This window comes from Spirochaetia bacterium (genome assembly GCA_022482625.1).
GTDB lineage: Bacteria > Spirochaetota > Spirochaetia > Sphaerochaetales > Sphaerochaetaceae > Pleomorphochaeta.
In genome coordinates, this window is sequence record JAKVOU010000001.1 from 1,858,324 (window position 1) to 1,878,789 (window position 20,466).

20 protein-coding genes and 1 pseudogene are annotated in these 20,466 nt (G+C 44.2%); 12 read left to right on the top strand and 9 right to left on the bottom strand.

Annotation, left to right across the window (positions count from 1 at the left end):
• Window positions 1–316: 316 nt before the first annotated feature.
• The 3 genes from LKE40_08450 to LKE40_08460 all read left to right on the top strand — a co-directional run bounded on the left by LKE40_08450 (window position 317) and on the right by LKE40_08460 (window position 3,047).
• Window positions 317–1,003 (top strand): TetR/AcrR family transcriptional regulator, encoded by a 687-nt coding sequence (locus tag LKE40_08450; GenBank protein ID MCH3917478.1) that lies wholly within the window; start codon window positions 317–319, stop codon window positions 1,001–1,003.
• 268 nt (window positions 1,004–1,271) lie between these two features.
• Entirely contained in the window at window positions 1,272–2,111 is an 840-nt protein-coding gene (locus LKE40_08455) for an NYN domain-containing protein (GenBank protein MCH3917479.1), read from the top strand.
• A gap of 324 nt (window positions 2,112–2,435) precedes the next feature.
• Entirely contained in the window at window positions 2,436–3,047 is a 612-nt protein-coding gene (locus tag LKE40_08460; GenBank protein MCH3917480.1) for a hypothetical protein, read from the top strand.
• Window positions 3,048–3,205: 158 nt separating this feature from the next.
• Here LKE40_08460 and LKE40_08465 read toward each other — a convergent pair.
• A pseudogene (locus LKE40_08465) lies at window positions 3,206–5,391 on the bottom strand (DUF4954 family protein).
• A gap of 273 nt (window positions 5,392–5,664) precedes the next feature.
• On the opposite strand from LKE40_08465, the gene LKE40_08470 reads away from it, so the two are divergent.
• Entirely contained in the window at window positions 5,665–6,744 is a 1,080-nt protein-coding gene (locus LKE40_08470; protein ID MCH3917481.1) for an alpha/beta hydrolase, read from the top strand.
• Here LKE40_08470 and LKE40_08475 read toward each other — a convergent pair.
• The 4 genes from LKE40_08475 to LKE40_08490 are packed head-to-tail and all read right to left on the bottom strand — an operon-like array spanning window position 6,737 to window position 9,428.
• Window positions 6,737–7,777, bottom strand: a complete 1,041-nt coding sequence (locus LKE40_08475; GenBank protein MCH3917482.1) for a hypothetical protein — start codon at window positions 7,775–7,777, stop codon at window positions 6,737–6,739. The genes LKE40_08470 and LKE40_08475 overlap by 8 nt on opposite strands.
• Window positions 7,778–7,784: 7 nt before the next feature.
• A complete protein-coding gene (locus tag LKE40_08480; GenBank protein ID MCH3917483.1) occupies window positions 7,785–8,072 on the bottom strand; it encodes a leader peptide processing enzyme in 288 nt (95 codons plus the stop codon).
• A 60-nt stretch (window positions 8,073–8,132) separates the two neighbouring features.
• A complete protein-coding gene (gene lspA / locus LKE40_08485; GenBank protein ID MCH3917484.1) occupies window positions 8,133–8,666 on the bottom strand; it encodes a signal peptidase II in 534 nt (177 codons plus the stop codon).
• Window positions 8,667–8,675: 9 nt separating this feature from the next.
• Entirely contained in the window at window positions 8,676–9,428 is a 753-nt protein-coding gene (locus tag LKE40_08490; protein MCH3917485.1) for a Nif3-like dinuclear metal center hexameric protein, read from the bottom strand.
• Window positions 9,429–9,452: 24 nt separating this feature from the next.
• Between LKE40_08490 and LKE40_08495 the strand changes: the two genes are divergently transcribed.
• Window positions 9,453–11,501 carry an AAA family ATPase gene (locus LKE40_08495; protein MCH3917486.1) on the top strand — a complete coding sequence of 683 codons (2,049 nt, stop codon included), beginning with the start codon at window positions 9,453–9,455 and terminating at the stop codon, window positions 11,499–11,501.
• On the opposite strand, the gene LKE40_08500 is transcribed toward LKE40_08495, so the two are convergent.
• Window positions 11,487–12,281 carry a TrmH family RNA methyltransferase gene (locus LKE40_08500; protein ID MCH3917487.1) on the bottom strand — a complete coding sequence of 265 codons (795 nt, stop codon included), beginning with the start codon at window positions 12,279–12,281 and terminating at the stop codon, window positions 11,487–11,489. The genes LKE40_08495 and LKE40_08500 overlap by 15 nt on opposite strands.
• Window positions 12,250–12,966, bottom strand: a complete 717-nt coding sequence (gene rsmI, locus LKE40_08505; GenBank protein MCH3917488.1) for a 16S rRNA (cytidine(1402)-2'-O)-methyltransferase — start codon at window positions 12,964–12,966, stop codon at window positions 12,250–12,252. The genes LKE40_08500 and rsmI overlap by 32 nt, the downstream gene beginning before the upstream one ends.
• Window positions 12,967–13,270: 304 nt before the next feature.
• Between rsmI and LKE40_08510 the strand changes: the two genes are divergently transcribed.
• The 3 genes from LKE40_08510 to LKE40_08520 all read left to right on the top strand — a co-directional run bounded on the left by LKE40_08510 (window position 13,271) and on the right by LKE40_08520 (window position 15,104).
• Window positions 13,271–13,927 (top strand): PspA/IM30 family protein, encoded by a 657-nt coding sequence (locus LKE40_08510; GenBank protein ID MCH3917489.1) that lies wholly within the window; start codon window positions 13,271–13,273, stop codon window positions 13,925–13,927.
• A gap of 1 nt (window position 13,928) precedes the next feature.
• The gene (locus tag LKE40_08515; protein MCH3917490.1) at window positions 13,929–14,168 is read left to right on the top strand and encodes a PspC domain-containing protein; all 240 of its coding nucleotides are present in this window, start codon (window positions 13,929–13,931) and stop codon (window positions 14,166–14,168) included.
• Between the two features lie 282 nt (window positions 14,169–14,450).
• On the top strand, window positions 14,451–15,104 hold the full coding sequence (locus tag LKE40_08520) for a CPBP family intramembrane metalloprotease (GenBank protein ID MCH3917491.1): 654 nt from the start codon (window positions 14,451–14,453) through the stop codon (window positions 15,102–15,104).
• 73 nt (window positions 15,105–15,177) lie between these two features.
• Here the strand turns inward: LKE40_08520 and pspF are convergent, their stop codons facing one another.
• Window positions 15,178–16,218 (bottom strand): phage shock protein operon transcriptional activator, encoded by a 1,041-nt coding sequence (pspF, locus tag LKE40_08525; GenBank protein ID MCH3917492.1) that lies wholly within the window; start codon window positions 16,216–16,218, stop codon window positions 15,178–15,180.
• A gap of 329 nt (window positions 16,219–16,547) precedes the next feature.
• Between pspF and LKE40_08530 the strand changes: the two genes are divergently transcribed.
• The 4 genes from LKE40_08530 to LKE40_08545 are packed head-to-tail and all read left to right on the top strand — an operon-like array spanning window position 16,548 to window position 18,871.
• Window positions 16,548–17,216, top strand: coding sequence for a PspA/IM30 family protein (locus LKE40_08530; GenBank protein ID MCH3917493.1), 669 nt, complete (start codon window positions 16,548–16,550; stop codon window positions 17,214–17,216).
• A complete protein-coding gene (locus LKE40_08535; GenBank protein ID MCH3917494.1) occupies window positions 17,213–17,554 on the top strand; it encodes a hypothetical protein in 342 nt (113 codons plus the stop codon). Before LKE40_08530 ends, LKE40_08535 begins: the two co-directional genes overlap by 4 nt.
• A gap of 19 nt (window positions 17,555–17,573) precedes the next feature.
• Window positions 17,574–18,029, top strand: coding sequence for a PspC domain-containing protein (locus tag LKE40_08540; protein ID MCH3917495.1), 456 nt, complete (start codon window positions 17,574–17,576; stop codon window positions 18,027–18,029).
• Window positions 18,026–18,871: a DUF4097 domain-containing protein gene (locus LKE40_08545; protein MCH3917496.1), complete on the top strand. Its 846-nt coding sequence runs from the start codon at window positions 18,026–18,028 to the stop codon at window positions 18,869–18,871. Before LKE40_08540 ends, LKE40_08545 begins: the two co-directional genes overlap by 4 nt.
• 109 nt (window positions 18,872–18,980) lie before the next feature.
• Here LKE40_08545 and xylB read toward each other — a convergent pair whose 3' ends face one another.
• A complete protein-coding gene (gene xylB / locus LKE40_08550; protein ID MCH3917497.1) occupies window positions 18,981–20,465 on the bottom strand; it encodes a xylulokinase in 1,485 nt (494 codons plus the stop codon).
• Window position 20,466 lies beyond the last annotated feature (1 nt).

Genomic DNA, 20,466 nt, shown 5'->3' on the forward strand with positions numbered 1-20,466 from the left:
TTATTAGTTGTCATATAAACCTATTTTAAAAAACGTATCCATTTTTACAAATAGCTTATTTAGACAAGCTGTAGTACGTTTTACTATATTCTCTGCCAAATTTACAGATGTCGCAACCCAATAATATTATACATATATATAGTTGTTAACTTTATTATAGCTTTTTACTAAGTTTACAAGCAAGTTGTTGCATCAATCATTTTTTTTGATTATATTGAATTCATTGGCTTGAACCATTTTAATGCGATATGTACGTCCTGATGCATTTTCATCTATGACTACTATTCATACGGAAAACGAAGGAAGACAGCAAAACATGATCAGAACAAGAGCAAGAAACGACGAAGAAAAAGCAGAAAAAGCACAGTTGCTTACGAATGCTGCTGCAAAATTATTAAAGACAAAAAGCTACTACGAGCTTACAACTTTGGATGTCACGAACGAGGCAGGAGTATCCAACGGGACGCTCTTTGTATATTTCAAGACAAAGGAAGCCCTGTTCCTCCATGTATTGGTCCAGGAACATATAAAACGCCAGAATGACTATTATAATATGCTGAAACTAATCAAGATTACAGATTTCCCCATGTTCAAGAAAGTCATTCTGACAGAAATGGAAGATGCCTTCAGAACGCGACCGGTATTGGCGAAGTTGGATCCTTTACGTACCACTGTATTGGAACATAATGTGGACCCACAGGAACTGATAACCCAAAGGGAGTCTGTACAGACCTATGTAAACCGGACGGCAAAAGCCTTTACGGAAAATTTTCCGCTTGTCACAATGGATGATATGTTTGGTATATTTCAGGCTATTTCAGCTCTCAGTATTGGTTTCTTGACTATATTGGAACAACCCAAAAGCATTGCCCCTCAGATAGATGACCATCATCTGCCCTTTTTCAAACACAATTACATTGATCAAGCTGTTGAGTGCATGAGTATTTTCCTAGATGGACTGAAGGCCAGAAAGGAAAGTGAAAAATCTACAGCAAAGAGTTGAATCTTACCTCTATTTACTATCTGCCGTTGATTTCTCATCCCAGTTTACTTGACGAGGTAAGCCTGAGATATGATAATTGACTTATCAAGGATATAGATGATAAGGCATAAAGTTTTTCCTTTATTTTACGATGACAGCTTTTTCATCTGGCTGGCACAGTTGTTTACATGTTGCTGTAAAAGCAAATGAACAGTACCTATATCCGTTGAATTTGATCCAAGGAGGATTATGATGCCTTCACGGACTCCGCAGGGTATCAGACAGACAGTTGAAAACAGATAAAAGATTCGCAGTACTTATTGATTCCGACAATATTGCCTCAAAATACATAACCATCATCCTTGATGAAATAAGCAAGGAAGGAATTGCAACCTACAAAAGGATTTATGGAGACTGGACCAGTCCGAACTCAGGACAATGGAAAAAAGCCTTGCTTGAGTATTCCGTCATTCCTGTTCAACAATATAGCTATACACAAGGCAAGAATTCGACTGACAGCGCCATGATTATAGATGCCATGGATATCCTTTACTCAGGGAAAGTAGATGGTTTCTGTCTCGTTTCCAGTGACAGCGATTTTACCAGGCTTGCCGCACGGCTCAGAGAAGCGGGAATGGCTGTCTTGGGAATGGGAGAAAGGAAGACACCGAAACCTTTCATTGCTGCTTGCAACCAATTCAAATACCTCGACATGCTTTGGAAAACAGCTCAGGAAGAAGACAAGCAAAATGAAAGAATCAAGCAAAGTGACGCTTCCGATGTTACCAGCAACGAGACAAAGGGACAAAAAGACATGCAGGCTTCTGCCATTTCAACAGAGCAAAAGCCTATAATTGCCGCCATCAGGACCATCATCAATGAAAGTTCAGATGACGACGGCTGGCTAAATGCTGCCCAACTCGGCTCCATCTTGGTAAAGCGTTACCCTGACTTTGATGTCAGGAACTATGGTTTTTCAAAGATGACCGCATTTCTTGCTTCATTGGATACTGTTGAAATCAAAAAAGTTGCCCAAAGGGACAATGGCGTTGTTGTTTACGTAAAAAATGCAAAGAAAATCCATAGGAAAAATTCAGATAAAAGGTCTCCCGCTACCATTTTTTCATAAAAAGCTTCAGTTACAAGAAAAATCAAGGGAGTATCGACAACATTCCGACACATTGATGTAGAAATATGTAGAATTCCGCAAACTGCTTTATCTGATTGAAAAAGCGCTGTATATATTGTAGGTGTCTTAAAGAACAGATCCAAGCTCCGTTTCCAGGATTTCCAAGGTCCTGGGAACGTGCATTATCCCGTTGTATTTCAACGGAAAGACAACAGGATCATCAGTATGAAAAACGGAATTCGCAGAATTCCATAATGCCAAACCATAGGAGGAAGACAGCGACCCCATCATATATAGAATGGAGTCTTCTGCCTGAAAAGAAACATGAGCACACTGAGAAAACTGACACTTGCAGTATTTGCAGCAAGTCTGATTATGGCTCCTATGTTCGCTGCTTCCAAGATTGCAACGACAGAGGATGGCACCGTCGTTATCCTGAATACAGATAACAACACCTACAAGGTCTTCACCCAGAAAACCTATGACAAGCCGACTGGTTTTACAGTAAAGGATCCCTCGAAAGTCGACTACTTAGGCAAATCATGGAGTAGCATTACACTTGCAGCCATGGGAAATTATCTGCCATCCCACAGCGCATTTTATAGGGGGACCTATTCTACAGGAGAGTTCTATCTCCTTGACATGAAAACAACCGTCAATGCCAATCTTCCTATTTCAACAGCGGATTATAGTATCCCGACCTTGAATTTGAAAGACGGTACGTCCGTAAAGGGGACAAACGAAAGACTCAGTGCAGTCAGAGAGCATTCTTCATTAGGTTGGTACACAGATTCTGTAACAAAACAGCAACTCGAATACACAGTCATCTATGAAGTGCCGCTGAATGCAACTCCTGTAAGTTTTACCTACACCGATTCAAATGGTCAGAATCCAAAGATCATAAGCCTTGGCAGCAAGGGAACACTGAGCGAATAGATTAGGCATCAGCTACTTTTCTTCTTGAAGAGAAAGTAGGCTTTGCTATGTTTCAAGTTGGTTATATTTGTTGCACTGGACAATCGCTGACAAACCATAACGAACCTGCAGGAGTTCCTTTCGGGAACTCCTGCTTTTTCCTATAGTTACATCAATAATCAGGAAAAACGGACAGCATCCAATTCCTCGTTCAGTTCCTGTGTTATCCTGGCACTTTCTTCGATGAAAGGATTTTCATCAACCTTGCCAAGTACAATATCCCTTTCTTCATCATTCCTGAAGGTAATTGACCGGAAGGGATTCTTGTAATCCTTGCTCTTCGTCACATATACCTGTTTCTCAATATAGGAACGGATTATCCGAGTCTGTCCTCGTACTTCATCCCAGCAAGATGCATCAATGAAATCAGTTCCTTTGATAGCCTTCAGTATACCGAGGGCATTTGATACCTTGTCATCTTCATACTCGGCAAACCACGTTGCATAAGCGGCATGCATATCATCCCAACTGCAGACAACTCCAGTGTTCACCTTTTCTCTCAGCCGATTTACTTTGGACTCGGGAACCAATTGGCCACCAAGATTAAGCCAAGGATCAATATCACCCTGCATCCTGTTCTCAAACTCACTGACAGATATCCCATGGGTAAGGCACCAGTGAGCAATGGTTTTGACAGCATAGTAAAGAAGCATTTCCCCATAAGCCTTATATGCTCCGTATACTTTCAATATTTCAACAGGATCCTTGGAATTTTCAATGTTTTCACCGATGACTACAAGGCTATCTACTTTCGATTCTTCACCCTCAAGCAACTGTCTGCCTAGCAGTAAAAGTTCTTCACCAGATTTCACACTGCAATCATCCTGTTGTCTCAACCAAGCTTGGGCAGTCCATCTGCAAAGCAGTTTTTCTGCCTTAAGGATTTCATTTGCTGTATCAGGAGCAAGATAATCCGCAATGACTTCCTGACGTTTGACTACCCTACGGTCACGTTTCCTGATCTTGTAGCTGTTCCTTTCCAATGCATAGAGATTATACATCCACCAATATGCAGGCATCAGCAACCTATGGTCTGCATCGTTGCTACTCAGCAGGCAGAAAGGCAGCATGATATGCAATTCCGAAGGATAATTGCCCTTTGCAATAAGTGTATAACTGGCAAAGAAACAATTATGCTTCAACGTGCTGGATAAAGCAGGCCAGAAACCTCGTTCCGCAACCAGCTCGCCATCCGCACCCCTGCTGTTATGGTTACTGCCGATGTTTGACCCCGCAGCCATATTGGAAAGTCCTTGGATATTGCTGGCAATGAGAAATGAATTGTTATGGTGCTGCTCATGTCCGGGAAAGACCAAGTTATTGAGTACTTCACAGCAACTGACCGTGGAATTGTCGCCAAGAACCGAATTGATCAGACGTGCACCATATTTCAGGTTAGTATTGTCCATCATCACGAACCGTACGGCCTTGCAACCATAGAAGATATGGCATCCACCACCGATGATACCGTTTACCAACTCTACGCCTTCTCCGATCTGGGAAGGCATTTGCCTTGAAGAGCTGACGGTCAGGTTCTTCAGTTTGTTTGCGCCCTTTGCATAACAGCAAGGACCGAACATCACATCCTTGATCGTCCTGCAGCTTTTGATAACCGTCTCACTACCTACGATGCCATACCAGCCACGTTCAGTTCCGATGGTAGCCTCAGTAAATTGCGTAAAATGTTCCATAAGCTTTGTATCGGTCCTGTAGCTACCCCACAGCCAGGCATCAGCGCAAGTCATGGAAACAAAAGGAAGAATCTTCCTGTTTCCGGCTTCATTCATGATATCGACAGTTACCCGTACACTCTCATTCTCGCCTTCCTTGACTACACCCACTCCGAATTTGGCATGGTCCGTGGTCTGCATCTCATCGACCTGATGCAGGATAACCCTTATCCTGAAGAATATAATGACTCAGATAAGAACAATGATGTACAGGCACAGTTGTCCCCGATATCACAGGAAATTATCATGCTGTCTTCAATTCCCTGAGGCACAATGAAATCATGATATTTCAAAAGCCGGTCATCAATCTTACCGATACGGACAAGACCAATGAAACGAGATTGGTTTATCAATGAGGTATCAAACGGATCCTTGACAAGGATTCTGGACCAATCTGAACTTACATTTCCATTCTTGACCAAATCAACAATTTCATCTGCTCTCAGATGACGCCATTCTTGTTCATTTGCCTTTACCTGGAGGTTACGGAACCAATATTCGTCACGGCCAGCCTTGATATATCTGGAATCAACAAAACAGATATCTTTTTTCTCAAGCAATTCAACTCTTTCCATATCAGCAAGTATAGTTGACCATAGATACTCAGGCAAGGAATAACCTGCAGATTTCTTGAAATCAAAGCAATTCCATGGATAATTTTTCACATATACGATATAGCAAGGAATTGTTTTCCATAAAAAAACAATATTTGTTTTTCTCCTTTTTCCTCTGATGGTCAGGAAAGAACAACAAAGAAAACAAATAATGTTTATTTACAACATCATATCGAAAAGTAGTAGGGAATTATGCTTGCTTTGCAGTCCTTTGTCAGCTATCATGGAGATATTATGGATGAGATTAAGCTTCCAAATAGCCAGAAACGGCTCATAGAAATGATCAGAAAGGTACCGACCGGTACCGATTTGTCAAAACTTGACCAGAAGGCTTTGGATGTATTGAATGATGCAGCACTTCCCAACAGACGGTGTTTGCGGCATACCTTGTCAAAACATACAGGACACGTCAGCAAGAAAACCTTCATCATACCGGTTGACGGAGCTGCTATCACAGGATATCTCTTTGAAAAGGAAAGTACTGCTGAATCAGACGGTCTTTCTCCACTCATCATCTTCTATCACGGAGGTGGCTGGATCTGGGGCAACATGGAACTATATGCCTATGTCTGTGCCAGAATCGTCAATGCCACAGGAGCAAGGATACTTTCCGTCGATTATCGTCTGGCACCGAAATATAAATTCCCTATTCCTCTTGATGACTGCTACAGCAGCCTGCTTTGGGCTGCAAAAGGTGCCAAGTATTGGCGAACCGATCCTGACAGGATATTCGTAATGGGTGATTGTGCAGGAGGTAACCTTGCCGCAGCAGTCTGCAGGAAAGCAAGGGATAAGAAAGGCCCTCATATTGCAGGACAGATTCTGCTCTATCCGATAACAGATGGCAGGATGAGGACCGCCAGTTATGAAAAATATGCAACAACCCCGACCCTTACTTCCAAGGAAGTAAGTTTCTATATAAGCAACTACATGGTCGAGCCCAAGGATATAATGAATGCGGCATTTTCCCCATTGCTTGCAAAAGACCAATCAAGGCTTCCTCAAGCTCTCATCATAGGAGCAGAGATTGATCCATTGCATGATGACGGTATGCTCTATGCCGATGCCCTGGCAAGTGCAGATACTCCTGTGCAGTATCTTGAAGTCAAAGGTTCACTACACGGATTCATTACCATACCAGAAGCAAAAGGAAATGAAGAAACAGAATGTGCAATACAGCAGTTCGTCTACGGCAGAAGTGTAGGAACTATTGTCCTTACCACAAAAAAACAAATGGAAAGAGACAAAAAGCAACATCTGAAGGAACAGAAGCAAAAAGATGGCTTGCATGGTGATATCACTATCATCAAGTAGTACTTGGCGGAAATACTTGCCGAGGCTGAGGATCCTTACCCAATAACAGCCCTATGGATTCCCTTACGACAGTAAAAGGGCCTTTTTTTATTAAAGCATCAGCTGAATAGTAACAGTAATGACAATAATCGTCAGGTTTATAACACACATCACAACCGGTAATATATCGGCTGGCCCATCCTTCCTTGGGAGTAACGAAAAGAGGCTTCCTGTCTGAGCGATGCCAAGAAAGTCCATCAGTAGATTCAATCTGAATCAGGCTGCTGACAGTCCTTGACTGATGCTTGTCCCACCCGAATGCACATTCGAAACCGACATATCCCTCCTGTGAAGGGACAACCTTGATTGATCCGACAGCCATATTCCTATATGGATCATCAGGGTCAGGTCCAAGCAAAGGTCCACTTCCCTGCAACGTATAGGGACCTTCGAGCCTGGAAGCCCGTGCCAAGGCAAAATAAAGGGAAGCTTTCTGATGGGTATCTTCCATTGTCAGATGTGATGCCCCGAAAAAAAGGCTGAATCCATGCTGTTCATCAAAGAACAGCTGGGGACGGGAAAGCCTCGGATCATCCAGCATATCCTTGGCAAAAGGAACATCCTTGCTGCTTAACAAGGTAATAGGCTCACTGAAGACGATGAAATCTTTCGTACTGCGCATCTCAATCCTGCTGTTGCGCTCGCCCCAAGCCTTGCGGCTCCTCAATTTTTTCCAGTTGAAGTTAGATGGTGTAGCATCATGTTTTTCATAGAGCAAATACCAGATACCGCTCTTATTGAACAGAAACGGAGAATTGCCACGCAGTTCAACCATTCCCTGCGGATCCCAATCAAGCCCATTGGAACTGATGAAATGTTCCAGGCCAACCCATGTATGTGCAAAAAGATGCCATTGGTTATCTCCGGCAACATCAGGAAGGATAAAAGCCGGATCACACAGACGCGGCATATACCACAACGAATGGATTATCGGTTCATCACTGAAAGGATACCAGTTCAGCGCGTCATAGGCCGCGACACCGGTGCGCTGCATGACTTACCTACCTTCCCGATGATGGATGATGGTGTCTTGAAGAAAAAAGAGGAGACAGTTTTTCATCCAAGTGCCATTTGTTACTCACCCACTTGATGCCTTTCGAGTAGATGAACATGCTCCCGCCTATACCGATGACCAGAGCGACAAGCATGCCAACAAGTACCCTATTGCTATCCGTTCCGAAGATCTTGATGAAAAGGATAAAAGCTCCAATGCCCAAGACTAGCATGAGCAACATGTTGACAAGCGTCGCCACTATGATGAAAATCACCGTATTTGTCTTTTTAGTCATTGCATATATCCCTTTCTTTTTTTATCCGTCATCTGATGATATCACAAAAACACCGGTCTGTCAGTGCTCGTTTTTACTGTTCTTGCTCCTGCTATGGAGACTTTTTGCCAACATGCTGAGCAACAGGAGACAACCGCTTATTACCAGGGTAGCATCAGCAAGGTTCCAGACAGGCCAGAATTCCAGGCCAAAAAGGCCATACACCCGATTTTCCATGAAATCTACGACTTGGAACCCCCTGAAGAGCCTATCCCATAAGTTTCCCATACCTCCCCCAAGGAAAGCTGCAAGCAACCATCTTTGGTAGGGCGTCACTTCACTGTCCTTGCCATACATCAGGTACAGGATAAAACACAGTACAAGAATCGGAACAAGGATAAAAAGGACGGACCTGATATTCTGGGAAAGCGAACTGCCCAAGCTGAAAGCAACGGCATTGTTGGTTACATGCACGATCCTCAGAAAATCACCGAATAGGGAATAGCCGACAGTGTCTTCGGGAATATGGGCTACAATCCAATTCTTTGAAAGCTGATCCATCAGCAAAATACCAAAAGAAAGCAACAAAGGAAAAAACTTCTTCACATTCTTCATGCAAGGCTCCTAGAGTCCGGTAGGTACATCAATGAAACTGACAACCAGCTGCAATTCATTCATAAGGTGCAAAGCCAATTCCTTGACTCCAAAAACCTCAGTAGCGTAATGTCCTCCGCAAAGCATGGATATTTCTTCTTCCTCACACCAATGATAGGTACTATGGCGGGATTCACCGGTAATCAACAGGTCACAACCAGTTGCTTTTGCTTCATAGATATCATCAGCTCCCTCACCGCTGACAATCGCAACCTTTCTGATCGGTCCCTTGTTGAAATCAAGTTTTTTCGGATCAGAAAAACCAAGTTTTTCTGCAATCCCATCAAGGTCATCAGGAGTTTTCAGCATACCTACGACACCTATGGCTTTTCCTTTGTAAAGGGAAAAAGGCTCAATCCCCTCAAGTCCAAGGACCTTGGCCATGGCGATATTGTTTCCGACTTCAGGATGGGCATCAAGGGGAAGATGTGCAGCGTAAAGATCAAGATTACCATCAAGCATCGCCTTGACCCTTTTCCCATGTGAACCGACCAAGGCTATAGGCTTACCCCAGAACAGCCCATGATGGACGACCAACATATCTGCACCGCTCACAATAGCCCGCTCAATGGACTGACGACAGGCATCGACAGCAAAGGCAACATGGGAGATTTCCTTTTCCTCACCTCCGACTTGAAGACCATTGAGGGAAATATCGACTCCTTCGAAGTCCTTTATACAAAGATAGTCATCCAGATATGCTACCAGTTTCGATTGTTTCATGGACAAAAGTATAACGGAGTTGACATGAATATTCCACCTCTCTATATTGAAAACATGGCAATCCACGATTTCAAGATACGGGAACTGGATCCCGCTGATGCTTCCTTCTCTTTTTCACCTGATTTGCTGGATGCCTCTTCACCTATCCTCGACAAGTCAGCAATTATAGGCCAACCAAGAGCCCTCAGGGCCTTGGAAATGGGCATCGGAATCAACCGATGGGGTTATAATATCTTTGTCAGCGGAGATTCCGGTACCGGCAAGCTTCCTGCAATAAAGGCTATAGCCAGCAGATATGAAAAGGACATAGCCCAACTCAGGGATATTGCATATGTACACAATTTTACCAATCCTGATAGCCCGAGAGTCTTGGTGTTTTCTCCTGGCAACGGCATGAAGTTCTTCCAGGACATGGAAGTTTTCTGCTCACATCTTGACCTGTGGTTGAAGGAAGGAACGGAAGAAACTGCAATAGAGCAAGGAACCGAAGCAATCAAAAAGCTGATGACTGCTTATCCTGAGGGAAAAGTAAACCAACATCTGCACAACATCCAACTGGACCTTTCCAGGCACCTCCAAAGCCACCAGAACCTCAACCGGTATAGAGTAAACCTGATCATCAACCACCAGTTCACCACAAGGAAACCTTTTGTAGTCGAGAACCATCCGTCCTTTATAAATCTGTTCGGAGGCCTGGCAAAAAACAAGAAAGGCAAACTTCTCCCCTATCAAATGATCAAGGCTGGTACCATCCATGAAGCAATGGGAGGTATTCTGGTCCTCAGATCCGAAGAAGTATTGCAGGAGATAAGCCTATGGGAAACATTGAAACGTTACCTCGAAGCAAACAGACAGGCACTGAAGGATCCTCTTGCATCACAGAAAGGAGGTACGATGGGAAAGAACATCCGTCCCGAAATACCTCCCCTGCTTTTCAAACTGATCCTCATAGGAAGTGAAGCAGACTATGACAAGCTCAGTGAAAACGATGAACAGTTCCTCAAATATTTCAAGATTTCAGCACAGTTTGACTATTCGATGGAAGCAACGAAGGAAAATGCCAATGCTACGGTACAGTATCTGAGGAATTTTGCATCCAGGCAAGGTCTGCTGGAACTCACTGACGACGGAGCACTTCAGCTATTGCGCTACAGTGCATGGTTTGCAGAAGACAGAAGGGAACTCACCACCCAATTCTCCCAGCTGACGGACATCCTGATGGAGGCTGACTGGTGGGCACATCGACTTGGCAAGGACAAGATTGACAAAATGCTGATCATCCGCGCCAATGATGAAAGGGACTATGCTTCCTCGCTTACTGAAAGCAAGATCAACAGGGACATAGAACAAGGAGATATGCTCATTTCGCTATCAGGAAACAAAGTAGGTGTGGTCAATGGTCTGGCAGTCATGGATCGTGGAGCAGCATCCTTCGGAACTCCTACCGTCATTACGGCTTCTGTAGCTCCCGGCAGTGAGGGAATTGTCAATATAGAACATGAAGCAGGGCTCTCAGGTGAAATCCATGACAAAGGGCTCCTGATCATGGAAGGGTACCTGAGGAAGCACTATGCACGGACCTTCCCTCTTTCATTCTATGCAGGTATCTGCTTTGAACAAAGCTATGCGGAAATTGACGGAGACAGTGCTTCTTCGACGGAACTCTATGCATTGCTTTCTGCGATTGCAGAAATACCGATCAGACAGGATATTGCGGTAACAGGCAGTGTCAATCAACTGGGAAGCATTCAACCGGTCGGAGGCATAAATGAAAAAATCGAGGGATTCTACAATGCATGCTTCAGGTTGGGCCTCACCGGCAAGCAGGGGGTGATCATCCCCCAGCAGAATATTGACAACCTGATCCTCTCACACCATGTGCAGCAAGCAATCAAAGATGGAAAATTCCATATCTATCCTATAACCACCATAGATGAAGGCATGCAGATACTGACCAACAGAAGTGCCGGTACCAGAGGACCGAAAGGTAATTTTCCTGTAGGTACCTTCAATCGAGATGTGGAAGATGCACTCAAGAAACTATATCAGATGGGAAGCTCAAACAGAAACTGAAAACCAGGCCTGCAGCATGATGCCGGCAGCAACTGAAACATTGATCGATCCCTTGCTACCTGACAAAGGAATTGTCACTCTCCCTGAAGAAGCATCACAAAGCGCAAGCAACCTGGGACTGACGCCGAATTCTTCACTGCCAAGCACAGCAATACCATCGCGAGGAAACACAAAGTCATATAACAGAGTACCCCCGCTTTCCAAGGCAAATACAGGCCTTCCACAGGAAGCAAGATAGTTGCAGATCTCATCTTCTTCCAAGACTTTGTGTGCTACGGTAGCAATCGTTCCCTTTGCTGTACGGAAGCAGCGGGGATGTTTTGTAGAAGCTGTTCCTTCCACCATCAGTATGCGGTCGACGCCAAAGGAATCAGCAGTACGGAAAATCGATCCTACATTGAAAGGGGACCGTAGTCTGTCCAGTACCAATGTATGCGGCAAGATACTGCGGACGCCTCCATCCAAAAGGCCTGCATCATCGGTAAAATCCCAATCAGAGGGTTCCGCACCAAGACATTGCAGGAGCAGCTGGCACAGGTCTTCTTCATAGGTAGCCTCCCAATGTCCCATCAATAAAAAGGTACAGAGTTTGTCTACCTTATCTGCATGTTCCCCCAAAACGGAAACTGCTTTTTCTTCCATCAGCAGAGGAATCACCTGGGAAAGGTAGGCAGGGGAATAGGCACCTTTTGCTGCCTGGTGGAAAATCATGGAAATCTTTCTGATCTGGGTCCGTGGCCGAAGGCTCCTAAGCTTTGCTATCGTTATCATCGTTTTCATCTTCCTTCCCGGCAGCATCAGGAGCAACAAGCAACGCGAACTCCCCTTTGAGGGCAGTGCGGCCTTCAAGGTCCTGGAGGACACTTGCTGCTGTTCCACGGATAAATTCCTCATGAAGCTTGGTCATTTCCCGACCTATGACAACATGCCGATTACCATCAATCTGCACGAGGTCACGCAGAAGCCGTATCATCCTATACGGAGATTCATAAAGTACGAAAGCTTCGTTTCTAGCAAGCAATTGTTCCAGTCTTTTCTTCCTTCTACCAGACTTCGGAGAAAGAAAGCCTTCGAAAAGGAAAGATTTTCCTACATATCCGGCACAACTGACCAGGGTAGCAACAGCACTGACTCCAGGTACAGGAACGACCGTAAAACCAGCATTGCTGACGGCAGCCGCAACCCTTGCCCCTGGGTCACTGATCCCAGGTGTCCCGGCATCAGACACATATGCTATATCATTTCCCTTTTCCATCAAAGCAACGATTCCATTGCTGGAAGCTGCCTCGTTGTAAGAATGGCAAGCGATAAGACGTTTATGAATATCAAAATGCACAAGCAATCCTTGCGTATGCCTGGTATCTTCACAGGCTATGACATCGACTTTCTTCAATATTTCCAAAGCTCTGAGAGTAATATCATCAAGATTACCAATCGGAGTAGCTACCATATACAATGTACTCATAGAAGCATTCTACACAGAAAGCATACTGCACACAAGTATGGCAAAAACAAACAGTTGGTATTTTTTACCAACACATGGTACGTATATCAGTAATATTACCACTCTATGCCAAATAACAATACTTCATTCCGAATAAAAACTTAAATTTAAATATAATTTATTATTTATAAAGTAGTTGAACTAAAAATATTTTTCTATTTCATACGTTTTACCAACCCTTGAGAGAACACTTGGCACAGGCAATGCATAGAGATTGACGTAACAAAAAAAAATATAAGCCCGTCGGGCAAAAGGAAGAATAAAAATGAACACATTGAAAAGATTCAAGAACATCATCCACTCAAACGTCAACAGTGCCCTGGACTCTATGGAAGATCCTGAGAAAATGATCAAGCTCATGATCCATGACCTTGAGGAAGCCCTGCTGAAAGTAAAGAAAAGCCAAAAAGAGAAGTCTACTGAGAAGAAAGTCATGGAAAAGGAAATGGCAGAACTTCAGGAACGTATCGAGCGTTGGACAAGCAGGTCCCGCCTTGCCGTAGAACAGGGACGCGATGATTTGGCCAAGGAAGCCATCATGGAGAAAAGGGCTACCGAACATCGCATCGCCCAACTGAAGGAAAACATAAAGAACCTTGAATCAATCATCATGAGCGAGGATGAATCCATTTCCCAACTTACTGAAAAACTGAAAGAAATCACACTGAAGCAGGACACCTTGCTTTCAAGAGCTCGTCATGCAAAGGAAAAGCAGGCAGTAAGGCAGACCTTGAAAGAAACCGACAGCTGGGAAATTTCCGAAAAATTCAATGAACTGGAAGCAAAGATTGAGCAAATGGAAAGTGATGCCCATATCAGCGGAGCTGATACTGACAGTGCATTCGTAAGGATGGAAAGGGAAAAAGAAGCAGATGAAGAATTGGCAAAGCTCAAAGAGCAGCTGAAAAAGGAACAGGACTGACATGGACCGAAACTATTGGCATGAGGATGATTGGCATGACTACCACAACAGGCGGCACAAAGGTACACTCAGGCGTAGCCGACATGGAATCCTACTGGGAGTATGCCAGGGTATAGCGGATTGGAGCGGAATCAGCGTAGGTATCATACGGGTACTGACTATCATCGCTTTCTTTGCATCACATTTTGTACCGGTCGGCATCGTATACCTGCTGATGGCAATTTTCCTTGATACAGAATAACAGATACTTCCCGACTGATTCGGAACATATTAAAGCCAAGGCAAGAACCGGCATATGTTCCGGATCAGCATTTTTGTTTACAGAGATTTTCAAGATTCCCTTTCACGCAAGGGAAAAGCACAACATGAAAAAACGAACGGCATCTTTGCTGGAAATATCCAGCTTTTTTTCATTTGGCTTATATTGGTCAGCCTGTCAGGTTACCTGCCGGATCCTAGGTTCTGCACATCAGACAATGCCCTGAAAAGACTATGGTAGGAATTCATTACCTGTGCAATCACATTGATCCTGACCGCAATCTATGGAAAAGCCACAAAGGATATCAAAATACATGCCAACATCATGGCACTTTCCATGACAGGAAGCCTGCTTGGCATAGCTTTGGGCATCATATGGATTACCCTCCCTGTTGCTATCCTCCATGGAGCCCAAGTCCTTGGTTTCATAAGCTCAAACAAAATCCATCAGCCATTCATCTGGATCATCGCCCTCCTGCTGAATGCAGCAATGCAGGAATACTTGGTACACGGGTATATCTTTTTTCTGCTGAGGGCAAGGACAAATACGATCATTGCCATCATCATATCGGCAGCTTTATTTACAATCATGCATGCAGAAGCCTTCGAAACAGGAATCATTGCAGTCCTCAATGTAGTGACCACGGCCATTTTCATGTCTTTGCTCCTGCTTTACACAGGAAGCATACTTGTACCCATAATCGTACATTTCATCTGGAATACTACAGGAGGAATCATACTTGGCTACATATCCCTTCCGACAGATTACCCCCATCTGTTGAATATTACTCTTGAAGGCAATCCATTGCTGACAGGCGGGCTTGCAGGGCTTGAAGGCAGCATGGTAGTCCTGCTTGTCAACTGTGTACTCGTAGCAACAACAGCCCGCATGATCTTACAAAAGGCAAGGAATAGCTGAACATCTTCATTTCCCAGGCACTTAATTCCCCCCTGTACAATCTCCGGACTTATTTCGATTTTATACAATCTTTCTATAAATTGTCCTTGAACTTACGGTACATACCCCGCAGCTGGTCATAGGTCAAGTTCATCAAACGGGCCGCTTCCCTCTGGTTTCCATTCGCTTCCCCCAGGGCCTGCCGCAAATAGGTCACATCAAATTCCTGCCTCTTCTGCTGATAAAGGGCAAGATCAATCTTTCCGGCACAAGGGAAGCTTCCGGATACAGGTATTTCCTTTATTTCTTCTTCCTGTAGCCCCAAAGACGCAGGCTTTTCCTCTTCCGACAGAGGAAATGGATTTCTGAAAGGATCAAAATCAACTTCGTTTATACCTTTTCCATCCGATTTATAGACTGCCCTTTCAACTACATTTTTCAGTTCCCGCACATTTCCCGGCCACGAATAAGCAAGAAGCTGCTGCTCAACTTCATCAGAAAAAACAGGAATATCAGGGAAACCGCATTCAAAGCTCATACGGGAAGCAAAATGATGAGCCAGAAGCAAAATGTCATCACCACGTTCTCGCAACGGAGGCAGGAAAAGAACCTCAAAAGAAAGCCTGTCCAAGAGATCTTCCTTGAATTTACCTTCCTTACACAGCTGTTTCAGATCAGCATTGGTTGCACCTACGATCCTTACGTTCACCTGATGGGATGTCGAAGAACCCACACGCTCAAAAGTCCCATACTCAACGACTCGCAGTATCTTTTCCTGCACCTCCAAAGGAATAAGGCCTATTTCATCAAGGAACAGGGTCCCCCCCTCAGCTTCTTCGAAACGACCTTTCCGTGCTTTTGTTGCACCGGTAAAAGCTCCTGCTTCATGTCCAAACAGCTCGGTTTCCAACAAAGATGAGGGCAAAGCCGCACAGTTTACGGCAACCAAGGGACCTTCCCATCTACCAGACAGGTAATGCAGCCGGTTGGCAGCAATTTCCTTGCCGGTCCCTCTTTCACCAATAATCAGTACACTCCGTTCAATCGGTGCGACTTTGCTCAATTTTTCCTGAAAATCAAGAAAAACTTCACTTTCGCCCAACGGTTGCATCTGCAGTCTCTTGTCTTCAACCATTGCAAAACTCCATGGTAAATATTACCATATTGTGGTCATTTTAACCACAAACGTCAACTATCTATATAAACAGCAGAACAAAGAAAAAACAAATAAAATATGGATAGCCAAAACACTCAAAAAAAAAAACAATGCAGACAGAATATTTAATATTATTCATTATAAAACAACAACTTACGTCACAATATAATATTCACTTCCCTAATTCATTCACTTCACTCTCCCTTGCTGGTTTTTTCAATTATCTATATAGATAATCTTGACAATAAAGTTGGCATAGTCATTGCATACTTTATTTACGCAGATACCTCTGCAGGTAAGGAGACCAGATGAGCATATTTTCAAGATTTATGGATATAGTAAACTCAAATGTCAACGCTCTGCTGGACAAAGCAGAAGACCCTGAAAAAATGATCAAGCTCATGATCCAGGAAATGGAAGATACTCTGATTGAACTCAAGACTTCCTGTGCTGCAACAATGGCCAATGAGGCCAGGACAAAAAGACAAGTAAAGGAACTTGAAGCAACGATGCATCGTTGGCAGGATCGTGCAATCCTTGCAATCCAGAAAGGAAGGGAAGATCTTGCAAAGGAAGCTCTGCTTGAAAAGAAAAAAGCAAGCGAAAAGCTGACAAAGACCTTGACCGAACTTGACAATCTCAATGAAGATGTGAAAGTAAATAAAGATGAAATTTCGCAGCTCAATGAAAAACTTGCTTCTGTCAAGCTTAAATACAAAACAATGCAGGACAGGACCAGAAGAGCTGAGGAAGAGACTGCGGCAAGGGATTCAATGCATACAAACAGTGAAGTCTTCGGACATTTTTCCCAAATGGAAGAGAAGATTGACAGAATGAATGCCCGAAACGAACTGGATAAGACAGAAGGCGAAGATTTAGAAAAGAAATTTTCAGACCTTGAAGGCATGGATGACATTGAAAAGGAGCTCAACAGTCTGAAAGACAAGCTGAAGGACAAGGAGGAACTCCACGGATGAATACCGCAATAGCCATCGTAGCCATAGTTTTTGGTTGGTTAACTATTTCTTCAATTATCAGTGCAAAAAGAAGCAGGGAACGGGACAAGATCAACGCAGCCCTCAGGATGGAAGAAATGGAACATGGTTATCCGCCAGGGACCTATAGTAATTTCAGGAAAAAAGGCTCAAAGCATAAAGATGCAGATTTGAAAGATTTTGAACGACAAAAAGATTTCAAGGACAGGGCAGACTTGAAAAATGGAATCAAGAACCTGCAGGGTAGAGTAGCTAATTTGGATACTATCCTGCAGGAGCAAGCACATAAAAACAAACAGGGAACTACAACCAATGATTAGTACAAGGATGAGAAGCAGTATGAGATACAAGAGGGACATAAGGGATATCAGGAGAACTGATGACGGCAGAATCTTCGGGGTATGTTCAGGTATTGCCCATTGGGCACAGCTGGATGCCAGAAAGTTTGAGCTGATCGTATTCATCATTGTCGTCTGCACAGGGTTTTTCCCTGGTGCACTTATTTATCTGGCTCTTTCCTTGCTCATTCCAATGGAAGGAGAGGCTTATCAGACAAGGTATACCCGTCGGCATCACCATCACCACCATGATTCCTACGAGTCAACGCATTCTTCCTATACATCAAATCCCTACTATGAGGAAGAAAGCGACGAGGAAGAAGAGGAAGATACCCGGTCAACTGAAGATCTGAAAAAAGAATATAATGACCTGAAGAGAAAAGTCGAAGACATGGAAAGTCAGATGTTTGACAAGGAACGGGATTGGGATATGAGATTCCATGAGGACAACACATGATCCGGGATACAAAATCGAACAAGATCTTCATGCTTTCGGTCCTTATCCTGGTTATGCTCCTGATTGCTTACCAGCATCACCTTGGAAATGACAGCAAGAAAGTCGAAGGCCTTGAAGCTACGCACATTGTCGTTTCCTCTTCTGCAGCTGATATCAACATATGGCCGGATACACATGCAAAGTCAATAACAGTGGAAAGCTCTGGCCCAGGAGCAGACGATCTTGTCGTGCAGCAGACAGGAGACAAGCTCGAAATCAAATTGAATGACAAGACATGGACTGCAGCTTTCCTTAGCAAAAAGACGCCTGTTATCAACCTTACGGTTCCGACTTCATTCACGGACCTCAGCATCCAAAGCCTGTCAGGAAATATCAGTTTCTTTGCAGCTTTGAATGCAGATACCATCAGTCTGAAGGCTACCAACGGGAACATCAGCACAGAAGACCTGAAAGTCAAAGACCATATCACGATCTCCGCTGTCAATGGCAACATCAGGGTGCCGACACTTGATGCAAAAGATGTTGTGATAGAAACTGTCCATGGCGATATCGAATCTCAAAAAGTTGCTGTAAATCAATTGTCTGCAAAGACAGTTTCCGGAAATATTGACCTTGACCAGATTACGAAAGCCTTGCAAGTCAATCTTCACACAACTACCGGAGATATTTCTGCTTACACGTCGATGCCTCCCCAGCAGATTCAGGCAAAGACAGGTATCGGTTCAATCAAGATAAACGGTAAGGATGCAAAATCTCCTTATCAGTATACGACAAAGGCAACAGGAGTTCAGTTCTCATGCACTGCCGATACAGGCAATATCGAGTTGACCTATCCACAGTAGTCATTTTACAGGATGCTAAAAGAAAGGAACCTGATGCCATCGCCGGCATCAGGTCCTTTCTTTTATAACCATTGTTCAAAAAACACAGGATCTTTCCTTCAAGGAAAGGCTATACGTGCGAGAAGATTCCGGAAAGAGCTCCATCATAACTGCGATATTTTGCATAAGCCCGGCTATAAGCAGCTTCAAGTGCCCTGTCAGGTTCATAATGCCTGCCAGACAATAACTTGACATGTGCCCTTGTTGTTTCCGCTATGGTATGTCCATCGATAAGTGCCAGTACCTGCAAGGCACCGCCGAAAGCAGCAGTCTCCTTGACTGCAGGAATTGATACGGGCAATCCAAAAATATCACTGACCATCTGAGCCCATACCTTGCTGTTCGAACCTCCGCCGATCAAAAGAAGACTCTTTGGCTGAAACCCTTTTTCAACAAAAGCTTCCAGACCGACTTTCATGCTGTATACAGCACTTTCCAGAGCTGCCCTTGCAATATTTTCCCGGGAAGTATTCCCCATCTTGAGTCCGGCAAGCACACCTTCACCATGAGGATAGTTAGGCGTTCGTTCCCCATTGAAATATGGCAGGAATACCACGCCATTGCATCCTGCAGGAGCTTCTGAGGCCAGTTTGTCAAAGGACACCACATCGGATCCAAAAAGCTTTCGTACCTGTTCACTGACCACCGTACAATTCATCGTACAAAGCAAAGGCAAGTATCCACCGCTGCTTGAGATAAATGCCGCAAGCCGGCCTTTCTCATCTGTAATGCAAGTATCACTGTAACCGAACAGAGTACCACTGGTACCCATGCTCATTACCAAGGATCCCTCTTCAGTACAGCCGCACCCTATCGCCCCCATCATATTGTCACCGCCGCCACAGGAAACTAGAATACCAGCAGGAATACCAAGCAATGCAGCTGTCTTTTCCGTTACACGTCCAGCTTCTTCCGTACAGGCAATTACACGAGGCAGGCATTCACTCAGATCACGCTCAGCATCAATAGCTGCAAGGACAGGTTTTGACCATTTACGGTTCCTCACATCAAAGAGTGCCGTCCCGCTGGCATCCCCTTGCTCCATAACGAACTCTCCTGTCAGAAAATAGTTGATGAAATCATGTGGGAGCAGTATATGTCGAAGCTTTGCATAAGTTTTTTTGTCATGTTCCTTCAAGGCCAGTATCTTGCTTGCCGTATACCCAGGCAATATCTGGTTGCCGAGCAAGGCAAATACACGTTCCTTGCCTCCAAGTTTCTCCGTAAGTTCAACGCACTGTCCGGCCGTAGAAGTATCGCACCACAACTTCACGGGCACCAAAGGTTTTCCAGCTGCATCCAACGCAACAAAGCCATGCTGTTGCCCAGAGACTCCGATACCCCTTATCTGCTTTCTGACTTCGGAAGGCAATTGTGAAAAGCAATCGACGATTGCATCGGAAAACCATGAGGCCTCCTGTTCCCTGCTGCCGTCTTCCCTGCTGATCAGCTGATGGGAAGAGGAAGCCGTTGCCACGACTTTCTTTTCTTCTGAATCATAACAGAGCACTTTTGTGCTCTGGGTTCCACAATCTATTCCCACTGTAATTGCCATC